This window comes from Streptomyces sp. NPDC021096 (assembly GCF_040641275.1).
GTDB lineage: Bacteria > Actinomycetota > Actinomycetes > Streptomycetales > Streptomycetaceae > Streptomyces.
This window is the reverse complement of the sequence record NZ_JBFADG010000003.1, coordinates 1-19,164: the sequence shown is the minus strand read 5'-3', so window position 1 is coordinate 19,164 and position 19,164 is coordinate 1. Positions and strand designations below refer to the sequence as shown.

General features: G+C 72.3%; 18 protein-coding genes. 15 read left to right on the top strand and 3 right to left on the bottom strand.

The annotated features are described in order from the left end of the window. Positions 1–71: 71 nt before the first annotated feature. From hutU to AB0G59_RS06480, 5 genes are all read left to right on the top strand, one after another. Positions 72–1,733 (top strand): urocanate hydratase, encoded by a 1,662-nt coding sequence (gene hutU / locus AB0G59_RS06500; protein WP_360908693.1) that lies wholly within the window; start codon positions 72–74, stop codon positions 1,731–1,733. A gap of 176 nt (positions 1,734–1,909) precedes the next feature. Continuing rightward, entirely contained in the window at positions 1,910–3,097 is a 1,188-nt protein-coding gene (locus AB0G59_RS06495; protein ID WP_360909334.1) for an allantoate amidohydrolase, read from the top strand. After that, complete coding sequence (locus tag AB0G59_RS06490) at positions 3,088–4,422, top strand: formimidoylglutamate deiminase (protein WP_360908691.1); 1,335 nt, start codon at positions 3,088–3,090, stop codon at positions 4,420–4,422. The genes AB0G59_RS06495 and AB0G59_RS06490 overlap by 10 nt, the downstream gene beginning before the upstream one ends. A 20-nt stretch (positions 4,423–4,442) precedes the next feature. Then, the gene (gene hutI / locus AB0G59_RS06485; protein ID WP_360908689.1) at positions 4,443–5,609 is read left to right on the top strand and encodes an imidazolonepropionase; all 1,167 of its coding nucleotides are present in this window, start codon (positions 4,443–4,445) and stop codon (positions 5,607–5,609) included. Between the two features lie 80 nt (positions 5,610–5,689). Continuing rightward, the gene (locus AB0G59_RS06480) at positions 5,690–6,307 is read left to right on the top strand and encodes a hypothetical protein (protein WP_360908687.1); all 618 of its coding nucleotides are present in this window, start codon (positions 5,690–5,692) and stop codon (positions 6,305–6,307) included. A 22-nt stretch (positions 6,308–6,329) separates the two neighbouring features. Here AB0G59_RS06480 and AB0G59_RS06475 read toward each other — a convergent pair whose 3' ends face one another. Further along, entirely contained in the window at positions 6,330–7,265 is a 936-nt protein-coding gene (locus AB0G59_RS06475) for an RNA polymerase sigma factor SigF (RefSeq protein ID WP_360909332.1), read from the bottom strand. A 248-nt stretch (positions 7,266–7,513) separates the two neighbouring features. On the opposite strand from AB0G59_RS06475, the gene AB0G59_RS06470 reads away from it, so the two are divergent. The 5 genes from AB0G59_RS06470 (at position 7,514) to AB0G59_RS06450 (ending at position 11,447) form a co-directional block, all read left to right on the top strand. Continuing rightward, complete coding sequence (locus AB0G59_RS06470) at positions 7,514–7,882, top strand: STAS domain-containing protein (protein ID WP_360908685.1); 369 nt, start codon at positions 7,514–7,516, stop codon at positions 7,880–7,882. Positions 7,883–8,036: 154 nt separating this feature from the next. Next, positions 8,037–8,531, top strand: a complete 495-nt coding sequence (locus AB0G59_RS06465; protein ID WP_360908683.1) for an ATP-binding protein — start codon at positions 8,037–8,039, stop codon at positions 8,529–8,531. A gap of 196 nt (positions 8,532–8,727) precedes the next feature. Continuing rightward, a complete protein-coding gene (locus AB0G59_RS06460) occupies positions 8,728–9,567 on the top strand; it encodes a peptidase (protein ID WP_360908681.1) in 840 nt (279 codons plus the stop codon). 30 nt (positions 9,568–9,597) lie between these two features. Continuing rightward, entirely contained in the window at positions 9,598–10,431 is an 834-nt protein-coding gene (locus AB0G59_RS06455; RefSeq protein ID WP_360908679.1) for a hypothetical protein, read from the top strand. After that, entirely contained in the window at positions 10,428–11,447 is a 1,020-nt protein-coding gene (locus AB0G59_RS06450; protein ID WP_360908677.1) for a neocarzinostatin apoprotein domain-containing protein, read from the top strand. Before AB0G59_RS06455 ends, AB0G59_RS06450 begins: the two co-directional genes overlap by 4 nt. Positions 11,448–11,510: 63 nt before the next feature. On the opposite strand, the gene AB0G59_RS06445 is transcribed toward AB0G59_RS06450, so the two are convergent. Next, positions 11,511–13,046: an oligopeptide:H+ symporter gene (locus AB0G59_RS06445; RefSeq protein ID WP_360908675.1), complete on the bottom strand. Its 1,536-nt coding sequence runs from the start codon at positions 13,044–13,046 to the stop codon at positions 11,511–11,513. Positions 13,047–13,514: 468 nt separating this feature from the next. Between AB0G59_RS06445 and AB0G59_RS06440 the strand changes: the two genes are divergently transcribed. Next, a complete protein-coding gene (locus AB0G59_RS06440) occupies positions 13,515–14,195 on the top strand; it encodes a response regulator transcription factor (protein WP_360908673.1) in 681 nt (226 codons plus the stop codon). Positions 14,196–14,231: 36 nt separating this feature from the next. Continuing rightward, a complete protein-coding gene (locus AB0G59_RS06435; protein WP_360908671.1) occupies positions 14,232–15,476 on the top strand; it encodes an ATP-binding protein in 1,245 nt (414 codons plus the stop codon). A gap of 30 nt (positions 15,477–15,506) precedes the next feature. Here the strand turns inward: AB0G59_RS06435 and AB0G59_RS06430 are convergent, their stop codons facing one another. Further along, positions 15,507–16,019 carry a GtrA family protein gene (locus tag AB0G59_RS06430; RefSeq protein WP_071965344.1) on the bottom strand — a complete coding sequence of 171 codons (513 nt, stop codon included), beginning with the start codon at positions 16,017–16,019 and terminating at the stop codon, positions 15,507–15,509. A gap of 170 nt (positions 16,020–16,189) precedes the next feature. Between AB0G59_RS06430 and AB0G59_RS06425 the strand changes: the two genes are divergently transcribed. Genes AB0G59_RS06425 through AB0G59_RS06415 form a run of 3 tightly spaced genes read left to right on the top strand, consistent with a single transcriptional unit; the run spans position 16,190 to position 19,094 of the window. Further along, the gene (locus tag AB0G59_RS06425; RefSeq protein ID WP_071965345.1) at positions 16,190–17,359 is read left to right on the top strand and encodes a 5-(carboxyamino)imidazole ribonucleotide synthase; all 1,170 of its coding nucleotides are present in this window, start codon (positions 16,190–16,192) and stop codon (positions 17,357–17,359) included. Beyond that, on the top strand, positions 17,356–17,883 hold the full coding sequence (gene purE / locus AB0G59_RS06420; protein ID WP_071965346.1) for a 5-(carboxyamino)imidazole ribonucleotide mutase: 528 nt from the start codon (positions 17,356–17,358) through the stop codon (positions 17,881–17,883). The genes AB0G59_RS06425 and purE overlap by 4 nt, the downstream gene beginning before the upstream one ends. Before the next feature lie 5 nt (positions 17,884–17,888). Continuing rightward, complete coding sequence (locus AB0G59_RS06415) at positions 17,889–19,094, top strand: dipeptidase (RefSeq protein WP_360909330.1); 1,206 nt, start codon at positions 17,889–17,891, stop codon at positions 19,092–19,094. Positions 19,095–19,164: the final 70 nt, after the last annotated feature.

The window sequence follows — 19,164 nt, the reverse complement described above, 5'->3', positions numbered from 1 at the left end:
AGCTGTTGACTAGCGGTATTCAGCGGCCCAAACTGTGCAATGTTCCATTCAGAGCCAGGGAGGCAGGGCCCATGTCAGGACCGCGACCCGTGCGAGCGCCGCGAGGCACCGAGCTGAGCGCCCGGGGTTGGCAGCAGGAAGCCGCACTGCGGATGCTGCAGAACAACCTCGACCCGGAGGTGGCCGAGCACCCCGACAAGCTCGTCGTCTACGGCGGCACGGGCAAGGCCGCCCGCGACTGGCGTTCCTTCGACGCCATGGTCCGCACCCTGCAGAACCTCAAGCAGGACGAGACCATGCTGGTCCAGTCCGGCCGGCCGGTCGGCGTCATGCAGACCCACGAGTGGGCGCCGCGCGTACTGATCGCCAACTCCAACCTCGTCGGCGACTGGGCCAACTGGGAGGAGTTCCGCCGCCTGGAGCACCTCGGCCTGACCATGTACGGCCAGATGACGGCCGGCTCCTGGATCTACATCGGCACCCAGGGCATCCTCCAGGGCACGTACGAGACCTTCGCCGCCGTCGCGGCGAAGAAGTTCGGCGGCACCCTGGCCGGGACGATCACCCTCACCGCCGGCCTCGGCGGCATGGGCGGCGCCCAGCCGCTGGCCGTCACCATGAACGACGGCGTCGCCCTGTGCATCGACTGCGACCCGCGCGCCATCGAGCGCCGCATCGAGCACCGCTACCTCGACGTCAAGGCCGACTCCCTCGACCACGCCCTCCAGCTGGCCGTCGAGGCCCGCGACGCCCGTCGCCCGCTGTCCATCGGCGTCCTGGGCAACGCGGCCGAGCTCGTCCCGCAGCTGCTCGCCATGAACGCCCCCATCGACATCGTGACGGACCAGACCTCCGCCCACGACCCGCTGGCCTACCTGCCGGTCGGCGTCGACTTCGACGAGATGGCCACCTACGCCGCCGAGAAGCCCGCCGACTTCACGGTGCGGGCGCGCGAGTCGATGGCCAGGCACGTCGAGGCCATGGTCGGCTTCCAGGACGCGGGCGCCGAGGTCTTCGACTACGGCAACTCCATCCGCGGCGAGGCCCAGCTGGCCGGCTACACCCGCGCCTTCGACTTCCCCGGCTTCGTCCCCGCCTACATCCGCCCCCTCTTCTGCGAGGGCAAGGGTCCCTTCCGCTGGGCGGCGCTGTCGGGAGACCCGGCCGACATCCACAAGACCGACAAGGCGATGCTCGAACTCTTCCCCGAGAACGAGTCCCTCGCCCGCTGGATCAAGATGGCCGGGGAGCGCGTCCACTTCCAGGGCCTGCCCGCCCGCATCTGCTGGCTCGGCTACGGCGAGCGCGACAAGGCCGGCGAGCGCTTCAACGAGATGGTCGCCGACGGCACGCTCGCCGCGCCGCTGGCCATCGGCCGTGACCACCTCGACTGCGGCTCGGTGGCCTCCCCCTACCGCGAGACCGAGGCCATGCTCGACGGCTCCGACGCGATCGCGGACTGGCCGCTGCTCAACGCCATGGTCAACGTGGCCTCGGGCGCCTCGTGGGTCTCCCTCCACCACGGCGGCGGCGTCGGCATGGGCCGCTCCATCCACGCGGGCCAGGTCACGGTCGCCGACGGCACGGCGCTGGCGGGCGAGAAGATCCGCCGCGTCCTGACGAACGACCCGGGGATGGGCGTGATCCGGCACGTGGACGCCGGGTACGACATCGCGGAGACGGTGGCCGAGGACCGCGGGGTTCGCATCCCGATGCGCGAGGGTGAGGCGTAATGGTTGTGGGCAATCGTCCCGCAGGGCGGGACGGGTGGGCACAACCTGACCACCGGCCCGCAGCTGAAGCGGGTGCCCCCGGTGGGGCTGAAGCGCCGTCGCCGGGTGCGGACCGTAGCGTGCCCACCCGTTCCGCCCCGGCGGAACGACTGCCCACGCCCTCGTCGTTCCACGAGATGTGGCGCGACCTCGCGCCCATCGGGCGCAACGAAGACACCGGTGGATACCGCCGCTTCGCCTGGACCGGCGCCGACGCCGACTGCCGCGCATGGTTCCGCGCGCAGGCCGAGACCCGCGGGCTCACCTACGAGCTCGACCGCAACGGCAACCAGTGGGCCTGGCTCGGCGACCCCACCGCCGGTGACGCCGTCGTCACCGGCTCCCACCTGGACTCCGTCCCGGACGGCGGCGCCTTCGACGGGCCGCTCGGCGTCGTGTCGTCCTTCGCCGCGCTGGACGAGCTGCGCTCGCGCGGCGCGAAGCCGGGCCGCCCCCTCGCCATCGTCAACTTCGGCGACGAGGAAGGCGCCCGCTTCGGCCTGGCCTGCGTCGGCTCCCGGCTGACCGCCGGGCAGCTGACCGTGGACAAGGCCCACGCCCTCCGCGACGGCGACGGGATCTCCCTGGCCCAGGCCATGGAGCGCGCCGGCCACGACCCGGAGGCCATCGGGGCCGACCCCGAACGCCTCGCCCGCATCGGCGCGTTCGTGGAGCTCCACGTCGAGCAGGGCCGCGCCCTCGCGGAGACGGACCACGCGGTCGGCGTCGCCTCCGCCATCTGGCCCCACGGACGCTGGCGGTTCGACTTCCACGGCGAGGCCAACCACGCCGGCACCACCCGCATCGAGGACCGCCGCGACCCGATGCTGACCTACGCCAACACCGTGCTCGCCGCCCGCAAGAAGGCCCGCCTCGCCGGCGCCCTGGCGACCTTCGGAAAGGTCAGCGTCGAGCCCAACGGCGTCAACGCCATCGCCTCCCTCGTGCGCGGCTGGCTGGACTCGCGCGCCGCCGACGAGGAGACCCTCGCCGCCGTCGTCGCCGGCATCGAACAGGCCGCCCTCGAACGCGGGGAGCGCGACGGCGTCGACGTCCGGGTCACCCGGGAGTCCTTCACGCCCGTCGTGGAGTTCGCCCACGACCTCCGCGACGAGCTCGCCAAGCTGCTGGGCGGCGTCCCCGTGCTGCCCACGGGCGCCGGACACGACGCCGGTATCCTCTCCGGCGTCATTCCCACCGCCATGCTGTTCGTGCGCAACCCCACCGGCGTCTCGCACTCGCCCGCCGAAACGGCGTCCGAGGACGACTGCGTCGCCGGAGTGAACGCCCTGGCCGACGTACTGGAGGGCCTCGCGTGCAGGTGACCTACTGGGCCGAGCACGCCTGGCTCGGCGCCTCCGTCGAGCCGGGCGTGGCCGTCGACGTCACCGACGGCCGGATCACGGCCGTGCGCACCGACGTCCCGGCCCCGCCGCCGGGCGCGGTCGCCCTGCACGGGCTGACCCTCCCGGGGCTGGCCAACGCGCACAGCCACGCCTTCCACCGTGCCCTGCGGGGCCGCACCCAGGTCGGCGCGGGCACCTTCTGGACGTGGCGCGAGGTGATGTACAGCGTCGCCGACCGGCTCACCCCCGACAGCTACCACGCCCTCGCCCGTGCCACCTATGCCGAGATGGCGCTGGCCGGCATCACCTGCGTCGGCGAGTTCCACTACGTCCACCACGCCCCCGGCGGCACCCCCTACGCCGACCCCAACGCCATGGGCGAGGCCCTGATCGCGGCCGCCGACGAAGCCGGCATCCGCATCACCCTCCTCGACACCGCCTACCTTTCTTCGGGCTTCGGGGAGCCCCCCAACCACCACCAGCTCCGCTTCTCCGACGGCACGGCCGACGCCTGGGCCGAGCGCGCGGCCGGCCTCAAGCCGGCCGGCCACGCCCGCATCGGCGCCGCCGTGCATTCCGTGCGGGCCGTGCCCGCAGATCAGCTGGCGACCGTCGCCGGCTGGGCGGACGAGCGCCAGGCACCGCTCCACGTGCACCTCTCCGAGCAGACCGCCGAGAACGAGGCCTGCCTCGCGGCCCACGGCCGCACCCCCACGCGACTGCTCGCCGACCACGGCGTGCTCGGCCCCCGCACCTCCGCCGTGCACGCCACGCACCTGAGCGACGAGGACATCAGCCTCCTCGGCGGCTCGAACACGACGATCTGCATGTGCCCCACCACCGAACGGGACCTCGCCGACGGCATCGGCCCCGCCGTCCGCCTTCAGCAGGCCGGCAGCCCGCTGTCCCTGGGCAGCGACAGCCACGCCGTGATCGACCTGCTCGAAGAGGCCCGCGCCATGGAGCTCGACGAGCGGCTGCGCACCCGCACCCGCGGCCACTGGACGGCGTCCGCCCTGCTGCGCGCCGCCACCGCCGACGGCCACGCCTCGCTCGGCTGGGCCGACGCGGGCCGCATCGAGCCGGGCGCGCTCGCCGACTTCACGACCGTCGCGCTGGACTCGGTCCGTACCGCCGGACCGGCCCCGCGGCACGGGGCCGAGACGGCCGTATTCGCCGCGACCAGCGCGGACATCGCCCATACGGTCGTGGGCGGGCGGCACGTCGTACGGGACGGGGTCCACCAGCTCGTACCGGACGTGCCGCGGGCCCTGGCCGACTCCATCGCCGCCCTGCGCGGCTGACGCCGAGGACCGGAGACAGCATGAGCACGGCGATCATCAACATCAGCAGTCTCGTCACCAACGACCCCTCCCTCGGTGAAGGCCCCCTCGGCCTGATCCAGGACGCGGCCGTCGTCATCGACGGCGACCGCGTCGCCTGGGTCGGTGAGACCAGCAAAGCACCCGCCACTGACAACGCGGTCGACGCCGAAGGGCGCGCGGGCCTGCCCGGCTTCGTGGACTCCCACTCCCACCTGGTCTTCGCGGGCGACCGCACCGCCGAGTTCAACGCCCGGATGTCCGGGCGCGCTTACAGCGCGGGCGGCATCCGCACCACGGTGGCGGCCACCCGCGCGGCGAGCGACGCCGACCTCGAGGCGAACCTCACCCGCTACCTCTCCGAGGCCCTGCGCCAGGGCACCACGACCTTCGAGACGAAGTCCGGCTACGGCCTGACCACCCACGACGAGGCCCGTGCCCTGCGCATCGCCGCCGCCCACACCGACGAGGTCACCTACCTCGGCGCGCACATCGTCGCCCCGGAGTTCGCCGACGACCCGGACGGCTACGTCGCCCTCGTCACCGGCGAGATGCTGAAGGCGTGCGCCCCGCACGCCCGCTGGGTCGACGTGTTCTGCGAGAAGGGCGCCTTCGACGGCGACCAGGCCCGTGCGGTCCTGGAGGCCGGCAAGCGGCACGGTCTCCTCCCGCGCGTCCACGCCAACCAGCTGGGCCACGGACCCGGCGTCCAGCTCGCGGTGGAGGTGGGCGCGGCCTCCGCCGACCACTGCACCCATCTGACCGACGCGGACGTCGACGCCCTGGCGAACGGCGACACCGTCGCCACGCTGCTGCCCGGCGCCGAGTTCTCCACCCGCGCCCAGTGGCCGAACGCCCGCCGGCTCCTGGACGCCGGCGCCACGGTCGCGCTGTCCACGGACTGCAACCCGGGCTCGTCCTTCACCAGTTCGATGCCCTTCTGCGTCGCCCTGGCCGTACGGGACATGGGCATGACCCCCGACGAGGCCGTCTGGTCCGCCACCGCCGGCGGCGCGGCCGCCCTGCGGCGCACCGACATCGGCCGCCTGACCCCAGGCGCCCGCGCCGACCTCACCCTCCTGGACGCCCCCTCGCACGTCCACCTCGCCTACCGCCCCGGAGTGCCGCTGGTCTCCGCCGTCTGGCAGCGGGGCGTCCGGGCGCTCTGAGCGCCCGTCAGGGACCGCTCAGGGGCCCGTCAGGGTGTTCCCCGAGGCCGGGGCGGTGCCCCGGCCACGAGGATCGGGGCATGACGAGAAGCACGTGGGGACGGGCGGCGTTCGCCGCGGGGCCGGCATGCCTGGGGACGTACGGTCTCATCCGGCTGATCGACGACGAGCACGGCCCCGGCCCGGACTGGTCGCTCGGCCACCTCGCCCTGCTGGCGGGCGTCGTGCTGTTCGTCCCGGTGTTCGCGGGGCTGCGCCGGATGGCGGTGCGCGGCCGCGGCCCGGCCGCCCGGTGGTTCGCCGGCTCCGCCCTGGCGCTGGGCCTGCTGGGCGTGGCGGCCGTGACGGTGCAGGCGGGCATCGATCTCGTCGTCGGCTACAGCGCGGCGGACCGGGCGGGCATGAACGAGCTCTTCGAGCGGATCCAGGGCACGCCGGGGATGAAGCCCGCCTTCTATACAGTCGGCCCGGTGCTCTTCTACGTCGGGCTGCTGCTGCTCATCGTGCAGTCGGCCGCCGTGCGCGCGATCGAGGCCTGGCGGCCGGCGGTGGTCGTGGCCGCCGTGGCGGTCATGGCGGCGGGACTGGACCTGATACCCGTGGGCGCGCTGCTGCTCCTCCTCGCGCTGGCGCCGCTGGGGCGGCGGGCGGGGACGCCCAGTGCGCCGCACGGAGAGGTCCGTGCGGCGCACTGGTGACGAGGGAGGCCCGGCCCCGGTCCTACTCCTCGCTCATCAGACCCCGGCGCAGCCGCACCAGCGTGCGGGAGAGCAGCCGTGAGACGTGCATCTGGGAGATGCCCAGCTCGTCGCCGATCTCGGACTGCGTCATGTTCGCCACGAAGCGCAGCGAGAGTATCCGCCGGTCACGCGAGGGGAGTTCGGCGATCAGCGGCTTGAGGGACTCGACGTACTCGATGCCCTCGAGGCTGTGGTCCTCGTAGCCGATGCGGTCGGACAGCGAGCCCTCGGGCTCGTCGTCCTCGGCCTGGGCGTCCAGCGAGCTCGCGGTGTACGCGTTGCTCGCGGCCATGCCCTCGACGACCTCGTCCTCCGCGATGCCCAGCCGTTGGGCCAGTTCGGCCACGGTGGGGGAGCGGTCGAGCTGCTGCGCCAGTTCGTCACCGGCCCGGGCCAGGTCGAGCCTGAGCTCCTGGAGCCGGCGGGGTACGCGCACCGACCAGCTGGTGTCCCGGAAGAAGCGCTTGATCTCGCCGATGATCGTCGGCATCGCGAACGTGGGGAACTCCACGCCCCGGCTGAGCTCGAAGCGGTCGATGGCCTTGATCAGACCGATCGTGCCGACCTGGATGATGTCCTCCATCGGCTCGCTGCGGGTGCGGAACCGGGAGGCCGCGAACTTCACCAGTGCCAGGTTCAGTTCGACCAGGGTGTTGCGGACGTACGCGTATTCGTGTGTGCCCTCCTCGAGCGCGGACAGGCGCGCGAAGAGAGTCTTGGACAGAGCACGTGCGTCGACCGCTCCCACCTCGTCGTACGGGGGGATCTCGGGGAGCCCGGAGAGTCCGGGGTCGCTGTGCTCGGGCGGGGTTGTCGACGAGGCGGTCTCCCGGTCCTCGGGAGTGCGGGCCGCCAGGGCCGCGCACGAGGTATCGGAATGCTTTTCGTCGAGCCGGGGTGACATGGTCTCCTCCATCATTCTCGGCATATGGCTGCCGATGCCGTGACCCTTTTGCTGCGGTTTGCGGCGCCTCCGAGGCCGTCCGTGGTGGATGTGTCTCTACTAGCCCTACCGGTCTTTACCTTCATATGGCAAGTACCGTTTGTCCTCTTCTGTCGGAAATGGCGGAAGTTCGGCTTCCGGAGGCGCGTATCGAAGGCGTAGGGTTTTGCCTGCGCCACGCGGGTACGCCACGAAGGCACGTAAGGCACGAAGGGAAGCGCATGGATCGCGGGATGGTCGGCAATCCGAGCAGAGGTCGGCTGATTGTGGAGGTCCGGCGGCACGGGGCGAGCTCGATCGTTTCGCCGGCGGGTGAGCTCGATCACCACACGGCCGAATTGTTGCGTGAGCCACTCGAAGGCTGCGTCCGCGAGGGCGACGCGCGTGTGATCGTCGACTGCTCGCAGCTGGACTTCTGCGACTCCACCGGCCTGAACGTGCTCCTGGGCGCCCGGCTGAAGGCCGAGGCCGCCGGAGGCGCCATCCATCTCGCCGCGATGGGCCCCGTGGTCGCCCGGGTCTTCGAGATCACGGGCGCCGGAGCCGTCTTCACCGTGCACGACACGCTCGACGCGGCGCTCGCCGACTGAGCCTGCCCGTCGGTCCCCCCTTTCTCTCCGTTGCCTGTGTCACAGGCCCCGTGTCGAATTCGTGGGTGTTCTCACGATTCCGCCGGGCAGGAGACAGCTGAATCCGTTGTAGATGTTCGTGTTCGTTTCGGTGAATCGGTGAGGTGAAGCGCTGATGAGCACCCCCCGGGCGTGCCCACCGCCGGACGGTCCCGGTCCGGACGCCTCCGGCGCCGCCCCTGCCGGCTCACCGCCGCCGGGCGGGCAGATCCGCAGGCTGCGCCTCGTCGGGGTCGGCGGCGCCGTGCCGCTCTCCCGCGATTTCACCCGGCAGGCGCTCCACGACTGGGGCTGGCTGCCGGCGACCACGGCCGACCACCGGGCTGCCGCCGAGGACGTGCTGCTCGTCGTCTCCGAGCTCGTCACCAACGCCTGCCTGCACGCCGACGGCCCCGAGGAGCTGCGCGTCAGCCGCTCGGGCAAGGTGCTGCGGCTGGAGGTCGCCGACCTCGGCGCCGGCACGCCCGCGCCCCGCACCCCGCACCGCGCGGGGCGGCCCGGCGGGCACGGCATGTTCATCGTGCAGCGCCTCTGCCTGGACTGGGGCGTCGTGCGGCACGACGGCACCGTCGGCAAGACGGTCTGGGCGGAGCTTGCCGCTCCGTCATAGCGCACGCCCCCGGCGCCCCTTGGCGCCCCACCGCCTGCCCGGCCCACGCCGCGCCCCGCGCCCGCCCGATGTCGCGCGCCGAGCGCGGCGTGTTCTGTGTCTTCCCTCTCCACCGTCCCCGGCGTACTGTCGGCGCCCGATCTGATGTGTCGTCAGTAACTTTCGGCTGCGGCACCGGACGAGAGGGGAACCCCAGGTGTCCCACATTCCACGTCACCCCGTGCGCCGCGTCGGTGCGCTCGTGGTCTCGGCGGCTCTGGCCGGTGGCACGATCCTGCTGGTCGCACCGGCCGCGCAGGCCGAGACCGTCGACGTCAACTACCAGTGCAAGACCCCGATCGGGGACAAGAGCGCCGTCTCGCCCATCGACATCAAGGCCGTGCCGAGCGGCGAGGCGTACAAACTCACCATGTCCTTCCAAAAGGGCGTCTCCTCCAGCCCCATCGAACTCGGCAAGGGCGCGATGAAGCCAAGCGCCGTCATCAAGCTCGGCGGCGCGGACAGCGGCACGGTGGCGGTCTCCGGCCCCCCCAACGACCAGCCGATACCCCCGAACACCCCCATCAAGATCAGTGATCTCTCGGGCACGTACACGCCGAAGAAGGGCGGCCAGGTCACCTTCACGGCCTCGACCCTCACCATCCTCGCCCTGGGCACCACGACCACCTGCACCCCCACCAACAACCCCAAGCCGTCGCTGACCCTCGAGGTCAAGGGCCCGGGCGGGACGACCGGCGGCTCCACCAGCGGCTCGACCGGCGGGTCCACGGCGGGAACGACGGGCGGTTCCTCGACGACCGGCGGTTCGACCGGCGGCTCCACAACGGGCGGCTCCACAGGAGGGACGACCGGCAGCACGGGCGGCACCACGGGCAGCACCGGATCCGGCGGCTCGGCGGCCACCGGCGGCGGCCAGCTTCCGCAGACCGGCCCCTCCGACTCCGCCGTCGCCCTCGGCACCCTCGGCGGCACGGTGCTCCTCGCCGGCGTCGCGGGCACCCTCTGGCTCACCCGCAGGAGCCGCGCCACCGGCTGACCCCGTACGCCCACGCCCAGGGAGCCGCCGATGACGTCCCGCACCCGCACCGCCGCCCTGTGTGCCGCCCTGGCGCTGCTCGCCCTCCCCACGGCCCCCGCGACCGCCGACGCGAAGCCGTGGACGGCGGTGCCCGCGCCCGGCGGTAAAAAGGGGCCGACGGCGGAGGACCGCTCCGCCTTCTACCTGGAGGGCGCGCCCGGCACGGTCTTCGAGGACAAGCTGTCCCTGGTCAACCCCGGCGACCGGCCCCGCACGATCGACCTGCGCGGCACCGGCCCGTGGATCTCCCTCGCGGCGGCCCGCGTGAGCGTGCCGCCGCGCACCCGGGCGGACGTGCCCCTGGCCGTGACCGTGCCGGCGGGGCTGGGGCCCGGCGACCACGCCGCCGCCGTGGTCGCCTCGGGGGAGGGCCGGCTGGTGCGGGTGCCGCTGGCGGTACGGGTCAGCGGGGCGGCGCTCTCCGCGCTCTCGGTGGAACGGGTGCGGGTCAGCGGTACGGGCGGGTCCGCGGTCATCCGCTACTCCCTGGTCAACCGGGGCAACACCACCCTCGCCCCCCGCCTGGCCATCCGGGCCGAGGGACTCTTCGGCGAGGTCCTGCGCCGGCCGGCGACCGGGGTGCCCGCCGAGCTGCCGCCGGGCCGCAGCGTGCGGCTGGCGCAGAAGTGGCCGGACGCCCCGCGCCTGGACCGGGTCAGGGTCAGCGTCACGGCCACGGCCCCCGACGGCACCCACGCCTCCGCGTCCGGCCCGTACACGCCCCTGCCCTGGCTCGTGCCGTCCCTGGCCGCGCTCGTCGGCCTCGCCGTGGCGGCCGCGGCCGTACGCCTCGTACGACGGCGGCGCGGAGCCCGGCCGTGACCGGCGGGCGGGGCGCCGGGGCCCGGGCCCGGCCCGAGGCGCTCGTGGCGGCGCTGGCGGCCGCGCTCGCCCTGCTGCTCACCCTGCTCGCCCCACCCGCCGCGGCGGCACCACGGACATCAGCCGCCGCGCAGCCGACGGCCACCGTGGACCGCGCCGACGCCCCCAAGGGCGCGAGCGTCACCGTCAGCGGCACGGGCTGGCGGCCCGGCGCCCTGCTCACCCTCCTGGTGTGCGGCCAGAACATGATCGGCGGCACCAACGCCTGTGCCAACGCCGACGGCCGCACCGTCACGACGGCCGCCGACGGTACGTTCCGCCGCGGCCTCCCGGTCGCCGCGCCGCCCAAGCCCTGCCCGTGCGTGGTGCACGTCGCGACCGTCACCGGCGAGGCGGCTGCGGCCGACGCCCCGTTCTCCGTCACGGGCCACCCGGTCGCGCCCCTGCCGCGGCAGAGCGGCGGCGAGCGGCTGAGCGTGCTCGACGCCCGGCTGGAGGGCTCCGGCTCCCTGCTGACGTGGTTCGGCGCCCCGCCCGGGCGCCGCCTGGTCGTGACCGTCGCCAACCTCGGCTCGACCCCGGCCGCCGACCCCGTCTTCCGCCTCGGCACCGCGCACGGCGTGCTCGCCCCGTCCTGGGAGGAACGCCCCTGGCGCGGCACCGTGGCCGCCGGGCGGAAGGAGCGCGTCGCCCTGGACGTGGAGCTGGCGGCGGGCGCGTACGGGGACTATCTGATCTCGCTCGCCTACGGCGACAAGGTGCTCGTCGAGCAGCCGTGGGACGTGAGCCGCCCCTGGGGCGTGACGCTCTTCTGGATCCTGCTGTGCGTGGTGGTGCCCCTGGCCCTCTTCCGGGCCGGCATGGCCGTCGTGGACCGCGTACGGCCCCGGCCGCCCACCGGGGACCGTACGCGGGAGCCCGGCGGCCCCGGAGCGGGCGCGCTGCCCTGGTTCACGCCGGAGGCCGACCCGAGGGGCGCGGGCGCCCCGGCGCCGCGCGATCCCGGCCCCGGATGACGCGAAGGGCCCCCGGCGCGCAGTGCGCGCCGGGGGCCCAGATGCCCGGGAAGGGGGGCTGCGTCAGCGAACGTCGCCCATCAGGGCTTCGATCTTCTTGCGGTACATCCACACCGCGAGACCGGCCAGCGTCGCGGCCGCCGCCTGTCCGAGGATCACGCCGATGCCGTTCAGGTCGACACCCGACTCCGACAGCAGGGTCATCGTGCAGTCGCCCGCGGTCACCGCGAGGAACCAGACACCCATCATCTGGCTCGCGTACTTCTGCGGCGCCATCTTCGTGGTGAGCGACAGACCGACCGGGGAGAGGCACAGCTCACCCATGGTCTGGATGCCGTAGATCATCAGCAGCCAGGCCGGGGTGACCTTCGTGCCGTCGGTGGCCATCGCCATCGGGATGGCGAAGACGAAGAACGAGGCACCGATGCCGACCATGGCCATCGAGAACTTCACGGTGGTGCTGGGCTCGCGGTCACGGCGGGCCAGCCACAGCCACATCGAGGCGAAGACCGGGGCGATGGCCATGACCCACAGCGGGTTGACCGACTGGAACCAGGTCGACGGGAAGTCGATGCCGAAGACGTTGTCCGCGGTCTTCTTCTCGGCGAAGGTCGACATCGTCGAGCCGGCCTGGTCGAAGATCATCCAGAACACGGCCGCGGCGACGAAGAACCAGATGTAGCCGCTGACCTTGGTCTGCTCGCTCGCGGACAGTTCCTTGTCGCGCTTGATGCGGGTCAGCACCGTGATCGGGATGACCACGCCGAGCAGGGCGAGCGGGATGGTGGCCCACTTCTGCGAGAAGTGGCCGGTGCCCGCGACGACGCCGTAGAAGGCGGCGGCGACGGCGAACCACATCAGGGCCTTGACGATCGTCGACTTGCGCTCGGCGGCCGTCAGCGGCTTCGGGACGACGCTGCTCGTGGGGCTGAGGTGGCGGGTGCCCAGCAGGAAGATGATCAGGCCGAGACCCATGCCGAGCGCGGCGATCGAGAAGCCCAGGTGCCAGTTGACCTTCTGGCCGACCGTGCCGATCACGAGCGGGGCGGCGAAGGCGCCGATGTTGACGCCGATGTAGAAGATCGTGAAGCCGCCGTCACGGCGCGGGTCCTGCGGACCGTCGTAGAGGTGGCCGACCATCGTGGAGATGTTGGCCTTCAGCAGACCCGAGCCGATCGCGACCAGCGCGAGGCCGAAGAAGAAGGTCGGCTTGCCGGGGACGGCCAGGGCCAGGTGACCGGCCATGATGATGCCCGCCGCGATGGCGACCGTCTTGCGCGGACCCCAGACACGGTCGCCGAACCAGCCGCCGGGCATGGCGAGGAGGTAGACCATCCCCACGTAGGCGGAGTAGATGGCCACCGAGCTGGCCTCGGGCATCGCCAGGCCGCCGCCCTGACTGTCCGGCTTGGCGTCGGGGCCGCCGGCGATCAGGTAGACGACGAGGAGTGCCCTCATGCCGTAGTAGGAGAAGCGCTCCCACATCTCGGTGAGGAAGAGGGGGGCAAGGCCGCGGGGGTGGCCGAAGAAGGTCTTGCCGCCGCCGCCCGGAGAGGTCTTCTCCTGCTCGGCCGCGCCCTTCGTCAGGCTGGACGCCATGGTCATTCCTTGGGTGCTCGGGACGCGCGGTAGAGCAGATGCGCGCCCGGGTGGGGGTTGGCCGGCACCGGCTACGGCACCGCCCGCCCCCACGCCCGAGGGGTTCGGCCTCCCGGGATCGGGGGGCCGGCAGGACGGCCGTACGCCGGGATCCACGCCCCCGCGCACCATCGCGCGGCGGACCCGACCGACAGGTCAATCACTGTGACAAGACTGGAGGGACCAGCCCTGCGCACAACAGGGACCTTCGGCGCGTTCAACTGTCCGAAGGTCCTCCGGTAGTGCTACAGACGTCTGGTCACCATACGTCACACCCCGCCCGCATATGGAAGGAGTTGAGACATGGATCACAGTCGATGCAGGAACCATCCGCACATATTCCAGGGTGATAGCACTTTCGGGGAAGTGTTGCCCCGGTGGAAGCCCGCTACACCTTGGCCGTGAGCCCGGTCGGACTACCATCTGTGCATGACCCGAGTACTGCTCGCCGAGGATGACGCTTCCATCTCGGAGCCGCTCGCACGCGCGTTGCGCCGCGAAGGGTACGAGGTGGAGGTACGCCAAGACGGTCCGACGGCGCTGGACGCCGGCCTTCAGGGAGGGGTGGACCTGCTCGTCCTCGACCTCGGGCTGCCCGGCATGGACGGTCTGGAGGTCTGCCGCCGGCTGCGCACCGAGGGGCACGGCTTCCCCGTGCTGGTGCTCACCGCCCGTGCCGACGAGGTGGACACCGTCGTCGGCCTGGACGCCGGCGCCGACGACTACGTCACCAAGCCCTTCCGGCTGGCCGAGTTGCTCGCGCGCGTACGGGCCCTGCTGCGCCGCGGCGCGGTCGAGAGCCCCCAGCAGCCGCCGGCCACCCACGGTGTGCGCATCGACGTCGAGTCGCACCGCGCCTGGATGGGCGAGGAGGAACTACAGCTCACGGCGAAGGAGTTCGACCTGCTGCGGGTCCTGGTGCGCGACGCGGGCCGGGTCGTCACGCGCGATCAGCTGATGCGCGAGGTCTGGGACACCACGTGGTGGTCCTCCACCAAGACCCTGGACATGCACATCTCCTGGCTCCGCAAGAAGCTCGGCGACGACGCGGCCAACCCGCGGTACATCGCCACCGTTCGCGGCGTCGGCTTCCGCTTCGAGAAGAGCTGAGCCTCCGCACTCCGGAAGACCCGAAAGACAGGCACCGTGCGTCGCCGACTGATCAACTCCACGCTCGCCGTCGTGCTCGTCGTGATCGCCGTGTTCGGCATCTCGCTCGTCATCGTCGAGACCCGCACGATCGAGAGCAGTGCCCAGGAGAGCGTGCAGTCCGAGGCCGTGCGCCTGGTCAGCATCGTCGACAGCCGTCTGCTGGGCGGCGAGCGGGTGGAGTCGGGGGTGCTGCGCGAGCAGATCACCCTCGACCGGTACGCCAGGGTCGACATCCCCGGCCGCGAGGCCATCGAGATCGGCACCCGCCCCGAGGGCGGCGTCATCACGGCGACGCGGAAGGGCGAGCAGGGCGAGACGGTCCTGGTCGAGGAGTCCCGCTCCACGGTCAGCCGGGAGGTCGGCCGCACCCTGCTGGTGATCCTCGCGGTGGCCCTGCTGGCCGTCATCGCCGCCGTGTTCCTGGCCGTACGCCAGGCCAACCGGCTCACCGCGCCGCTCACCGACCTCGCCGAGACGGCCGAGCGGCTGGGCTCCGGTGACCCCCGCCCCCGGCACCGTCGCTACGGCGTCCCGGAGCTGGACCGGGTCGCCGACGTCCTGGACGCGAGCGCCGAGCGGATCGCCCGCATGCTCACGGCGGAGCGGCGGCTGGCCGCCGACGCCTCGCACCAGCTGCGCACCCCGCTGACCGCGCTGTCGATGCGGCTGGAGGAGATCACGCTCACCGACGACCCGAGTACGGTCAAGGACGAGGCGACGATCGCCCTCACCCAGGTGGAGCGGCTCACCGATGTCGTCCAGCGGCTGCTGACCAACTCCCGTGACCCGCAGACCGGGTCCGCCGTCACCTTCGACCTCGACGAGGTCGTCAAGCAGCAGATCGAGGAGTGGCGGCCCGCGACCCGCACGGCGGGTCGGGCCCTGGTGCGCTCGGGCAAGCAGGGGCTGCGGGCGGTGGGCACGCCCGGCGCGGTCTCCCAGGTGCTGGCGACGCTGATCGAGAACTCGCTGATGCACGGCGACGGTACGGTGGCGATCCGTACGCGCGTCACCGGCAACCAGGCGGTGGTGGAGGTCTCCGACGAGGGGCCGGGCGTCCCGGCCGACCTGGGCTCACGGGTCTTCGAGCGGACCGTCAGCGGCCGCAACTCCACGGGGCTGGGGCTGGCGGTCGCCCGCGACCTGGCCGAGGCGGACGGCGGGCGGCTGGAGCTCCTGCAGCAGCAGCCGCCCGTGTTCGCACTGTTCCTGAGCCGGGAAGCCGACCAGCACGACTGACGCGCGGCAGGCAGGTGCGGCGCCCGCGGGCTACTTGCCGGCGTCCACGCGCTGTGGCGCGGGCGCCGCCGCCAGGAACGATTCGGCGGTCTCCACGGCCGCCCGCGCGGGCAGCGCCCGGAACACCCAGGTGCGGTAGGACCAGAAGCGGAAGACCGTGCCGAGGCCGAGGCCGACGACGTTCTTCGCGATGTTGTCCGCGAGCGGGGTGGTCAGGCCCAGACCGTAGTGCGACAGGGCCAGGACGCCGTTCTCGATGACGAGGCCGATGCCGCTGAACAGCAGGAACAGGGACAGCTCACGGCTGCGCCGGTTCCTGTCGCCGTGGCGATACGTCCAGTAGCGGTTGCCGATGTAGTTGGTGCCGATGGCCACGGCGGTCGCGATGACGCCGGAACGCACCACGGCCAGACCGAGGCCGTGGACGCAGAGGTTGAAGACGATGAAGTTGACCACGAATCCGATCGCGCCTACGGCGCCGAATTTCGCGATCTCGCGGGCCAGCCGCTCCAGCCGGGAACGCACTGTGCGCGGTCGAGTCATGTCCTTCATGCTAACCAGCGGTCGCGGACGGCGAACCGGAGAGTCGGCTAATGACCGGCGAACGTGCACTTTCCGGTCCTAATCGGACCGCAATCGAAGGGGGCTGCGGCGCCTTCCGGTCGCCGGAGTAACAGCCTCCGGAATTGGAGGATCATCCAGGGGCGGTAAGGATGGTTCGTGCGTACGGATACTCTGGGGGCGTGACGTTCCCGGTAGTCGGCATGGTCGGCGGCGGCCAGCTCGCCCGTATGACCCACGAGGCGGGCATCCCCCTCGGCATCAGGTTCAAGCTGCTCAGCGATACCCCGCAGGACTCGGCGGCCCAGGTGGTGAGTGATGTCGTCATCGGCGACTACCGCGACCTGGAGACCCTTCGTGCTTTCGCACAAGGATGCGACGTGATCACCTTCGATCACGAGCATGTTCCGACCGAGCACCTACGGGCCCTGGAGGCGGACGGCATCCCCGTCCGCCCCGGGCCCGACGCGTTGGTGCACGCCCAGGACAAGGGCGTGATGCGGGCGAAGCTCACGGAGATCGGAGTGCCCTGTCCACGGCACCGGATCGTGGCCGATCCGGCCGACGTGGTGCGCTTCGCGGAAGAGGGTGACGGATTCCCCGTCGTCCTCAAGACCGTGCGCGGCGGTTACGACGGCAAGGGTGTGTGGGTGGTCCGCGACGCCGAGGGCGCGCGGGAACCGTTCCGCGCCGGGGTGCCCGTGCTCGCCGAGGAGAAGGTCGACTTCGTCCGCGAGCTCGCCGCCAACGTCGTCCGCTCCCCGCACGGCCAGGCCGTCTCCTACCCCGTCGTGGAGTCCGTCCAGGTCGACGGGGTCTGCGACACGGTCATCGCCCCCGCCCCGGGCCTGTCCGAGGAGCTCTCCGCGCACGCCCAGCAGCTGGCCCTGACGGTGGCCCAGGAGCTCGGCGTCGTCGGTCACCTCGCGGTCGAGCTGTTCGAGACCCGCGACGGGCGGGTGCTCGTCAACGAGCTGGCGATGCGCCCGCACAACTCCGGCCACTGGACCCAGGACGGCGCGATCACCTCGCAGTTCGCCAACCACGTCAGGGCCGTGCTGGACCTGCCGCTCGGCGACCCGCGCCCGCGCGCGAAGTGGACGGTCATGGCGAACGTGCTCGGGGGCGACTACCCCGACATGTATTCCGCCTACCTCCATTGCATGGCACGGGACCCGGGCCTGAAGATCCATATGTATGGCAAGGACGTCAAGCCCGGCCGCAAGGTCGGACACGTCAACACCTACGGCGACGACCTGGCGGATGTGCGCGAGCGCGCGAGCCACGCCGCCGGATACCTGCGAGGAACGATCACGGAATGACTGGTTCCCCCGTCGTCGGCATCGTCATGGGCTCGGACTCCGACTGGCCCGTCATGGAAGCCGCCGCCAAGGCCCTGGACGAGTTCGAGATCCCCTACGAGGTCGACGTCGTCTCCGCGCACCGGATGCCGCGCGAGATGGTCACGTACGGGGAGCAGGCCGCCGACCGCGGCCTCAAGGCCATCATCGCGGGGGCGGGCGGCGCGGCCCACCTCCCCGGCATGCTGGCCTCCGTCACGCCGCTGCCGGTGATCGGGGTGCCCGTACCGCTGAAGTACCTGGACGGCATGGACTCCCTGCTGTCCATCGTGCAGATGCCCGCCGGGGTGCCGGTCGCCACCGTCTCCGTCGCCGGCGCCCGCAACGCCGGGCTGCTGGCGGTCCGGATGCTCGCCGCGCACGACAGCGAGCTCCTCGGCCGCATGCGCCACTTCCAGGACGAGCTCAACGAGCAGGCCACCGACAAGGGCAGGCGGCTGCGGGCCAAGGTCCAGGGCGGTACGGGCTTCGGATTCGGGAAGTGAGCGCCGTGAGCGCCGCGGACCACCTCGACCGCGCCCGGGAGCTCCTCGCCGCGCACCCCGTCGTCGACGGGCACAACGACCTCCCCTGGGCGCTGCGCGAGCAGGTCCGCTACGACCTCGACCGGCGCGACATCGCCGCCGACCAGAGCGGCACCGGCCTGCACACCGACCTCCCCCGGCTGCGCGCCGGCGGGGTGGGGGCCCAGTTCTGGTCCGTCTACGTCCGCAGCGACATGGCCGGCGACAACGCCGTCAGCGCCACGCTCGAGCAGATCGACGTCGTACGGCAGCTGGTCGACCGCCACCCGGCCGACCTGCGCCTGGCGCTGACCGCCGACGACATGGAGGCCGCGCGGGCCGAGGGCCGCATCGCCTCGCTGATGGGCGCCGAGGGCGGCCACAGCATCAACTGCTCGCTGGCCACGCTGCGCGCCCTGCACCAGCTGGGCGTGCGCTACATGACGCTCACCCACAACGACAACATCCCGTGGGCGGACTCGGCGACCGACGTGCCCGCGGTGGGCGGGCTGACGCGCTTCGGCGAAGAGGTCGTCCGCGAGATGAACCGCATCGGCATGCTGGTCGACCTCTCGCACGTCGCGCCCGGCACGATGCGGGACGCGCTGCGGGTCAGCGAGGCGCCGGTGATCTTCTCGCACTCCTCCGCGCGCGCCGTCTGCGACCACCCGCGCAACGTCCCCGACGACGTGCTCGGCTCGCTCGCCGCGAACGGCGGCGTGGCCATGGTGACGTTCGTGCCGAAGTTCATCCTGCCGGAGGCCGTCGACTGGACGCGGGCGGCGGACGAGAACATGCGCGCCCACGGCCTGCACCACCTCGACACCACCGCCGAGGCCATGGCCGTCCACCGCGCCTTTGAGGCGGAGCGCCCCCGTCCGCTCGCCACGGCCGAAACGGTCGCCGACCACCTCGACCACATGCGCGAGGTCGCGGGCGTCGACCACATCGGCATCGGCGGCGACTACGACGGCACGGCGTTCACCCCGGAGGGCCTGTCGGACGTCGCCGGCTACCCCAACCTGATCGCGGAGCTGCTGCGGCGCGGCTGGTCCGACGCGGACCTCGCGAAGCTCACGTGGCGGAACGCGGTACGCGTCCTGAGGGCCGCGGAGGATGTGGCCCGGAGCCTGGCCACGGTGCGCGGGCCGTCGATCGCGACGATCGAGCAGCTGGACGGTACCTGCGCCTGAGATGTGCCCCTGACCCGCCCTTTCACCGTTTCTTGTCCTCAATCGCCGGACGGGCTGCATTTGCAGCCCG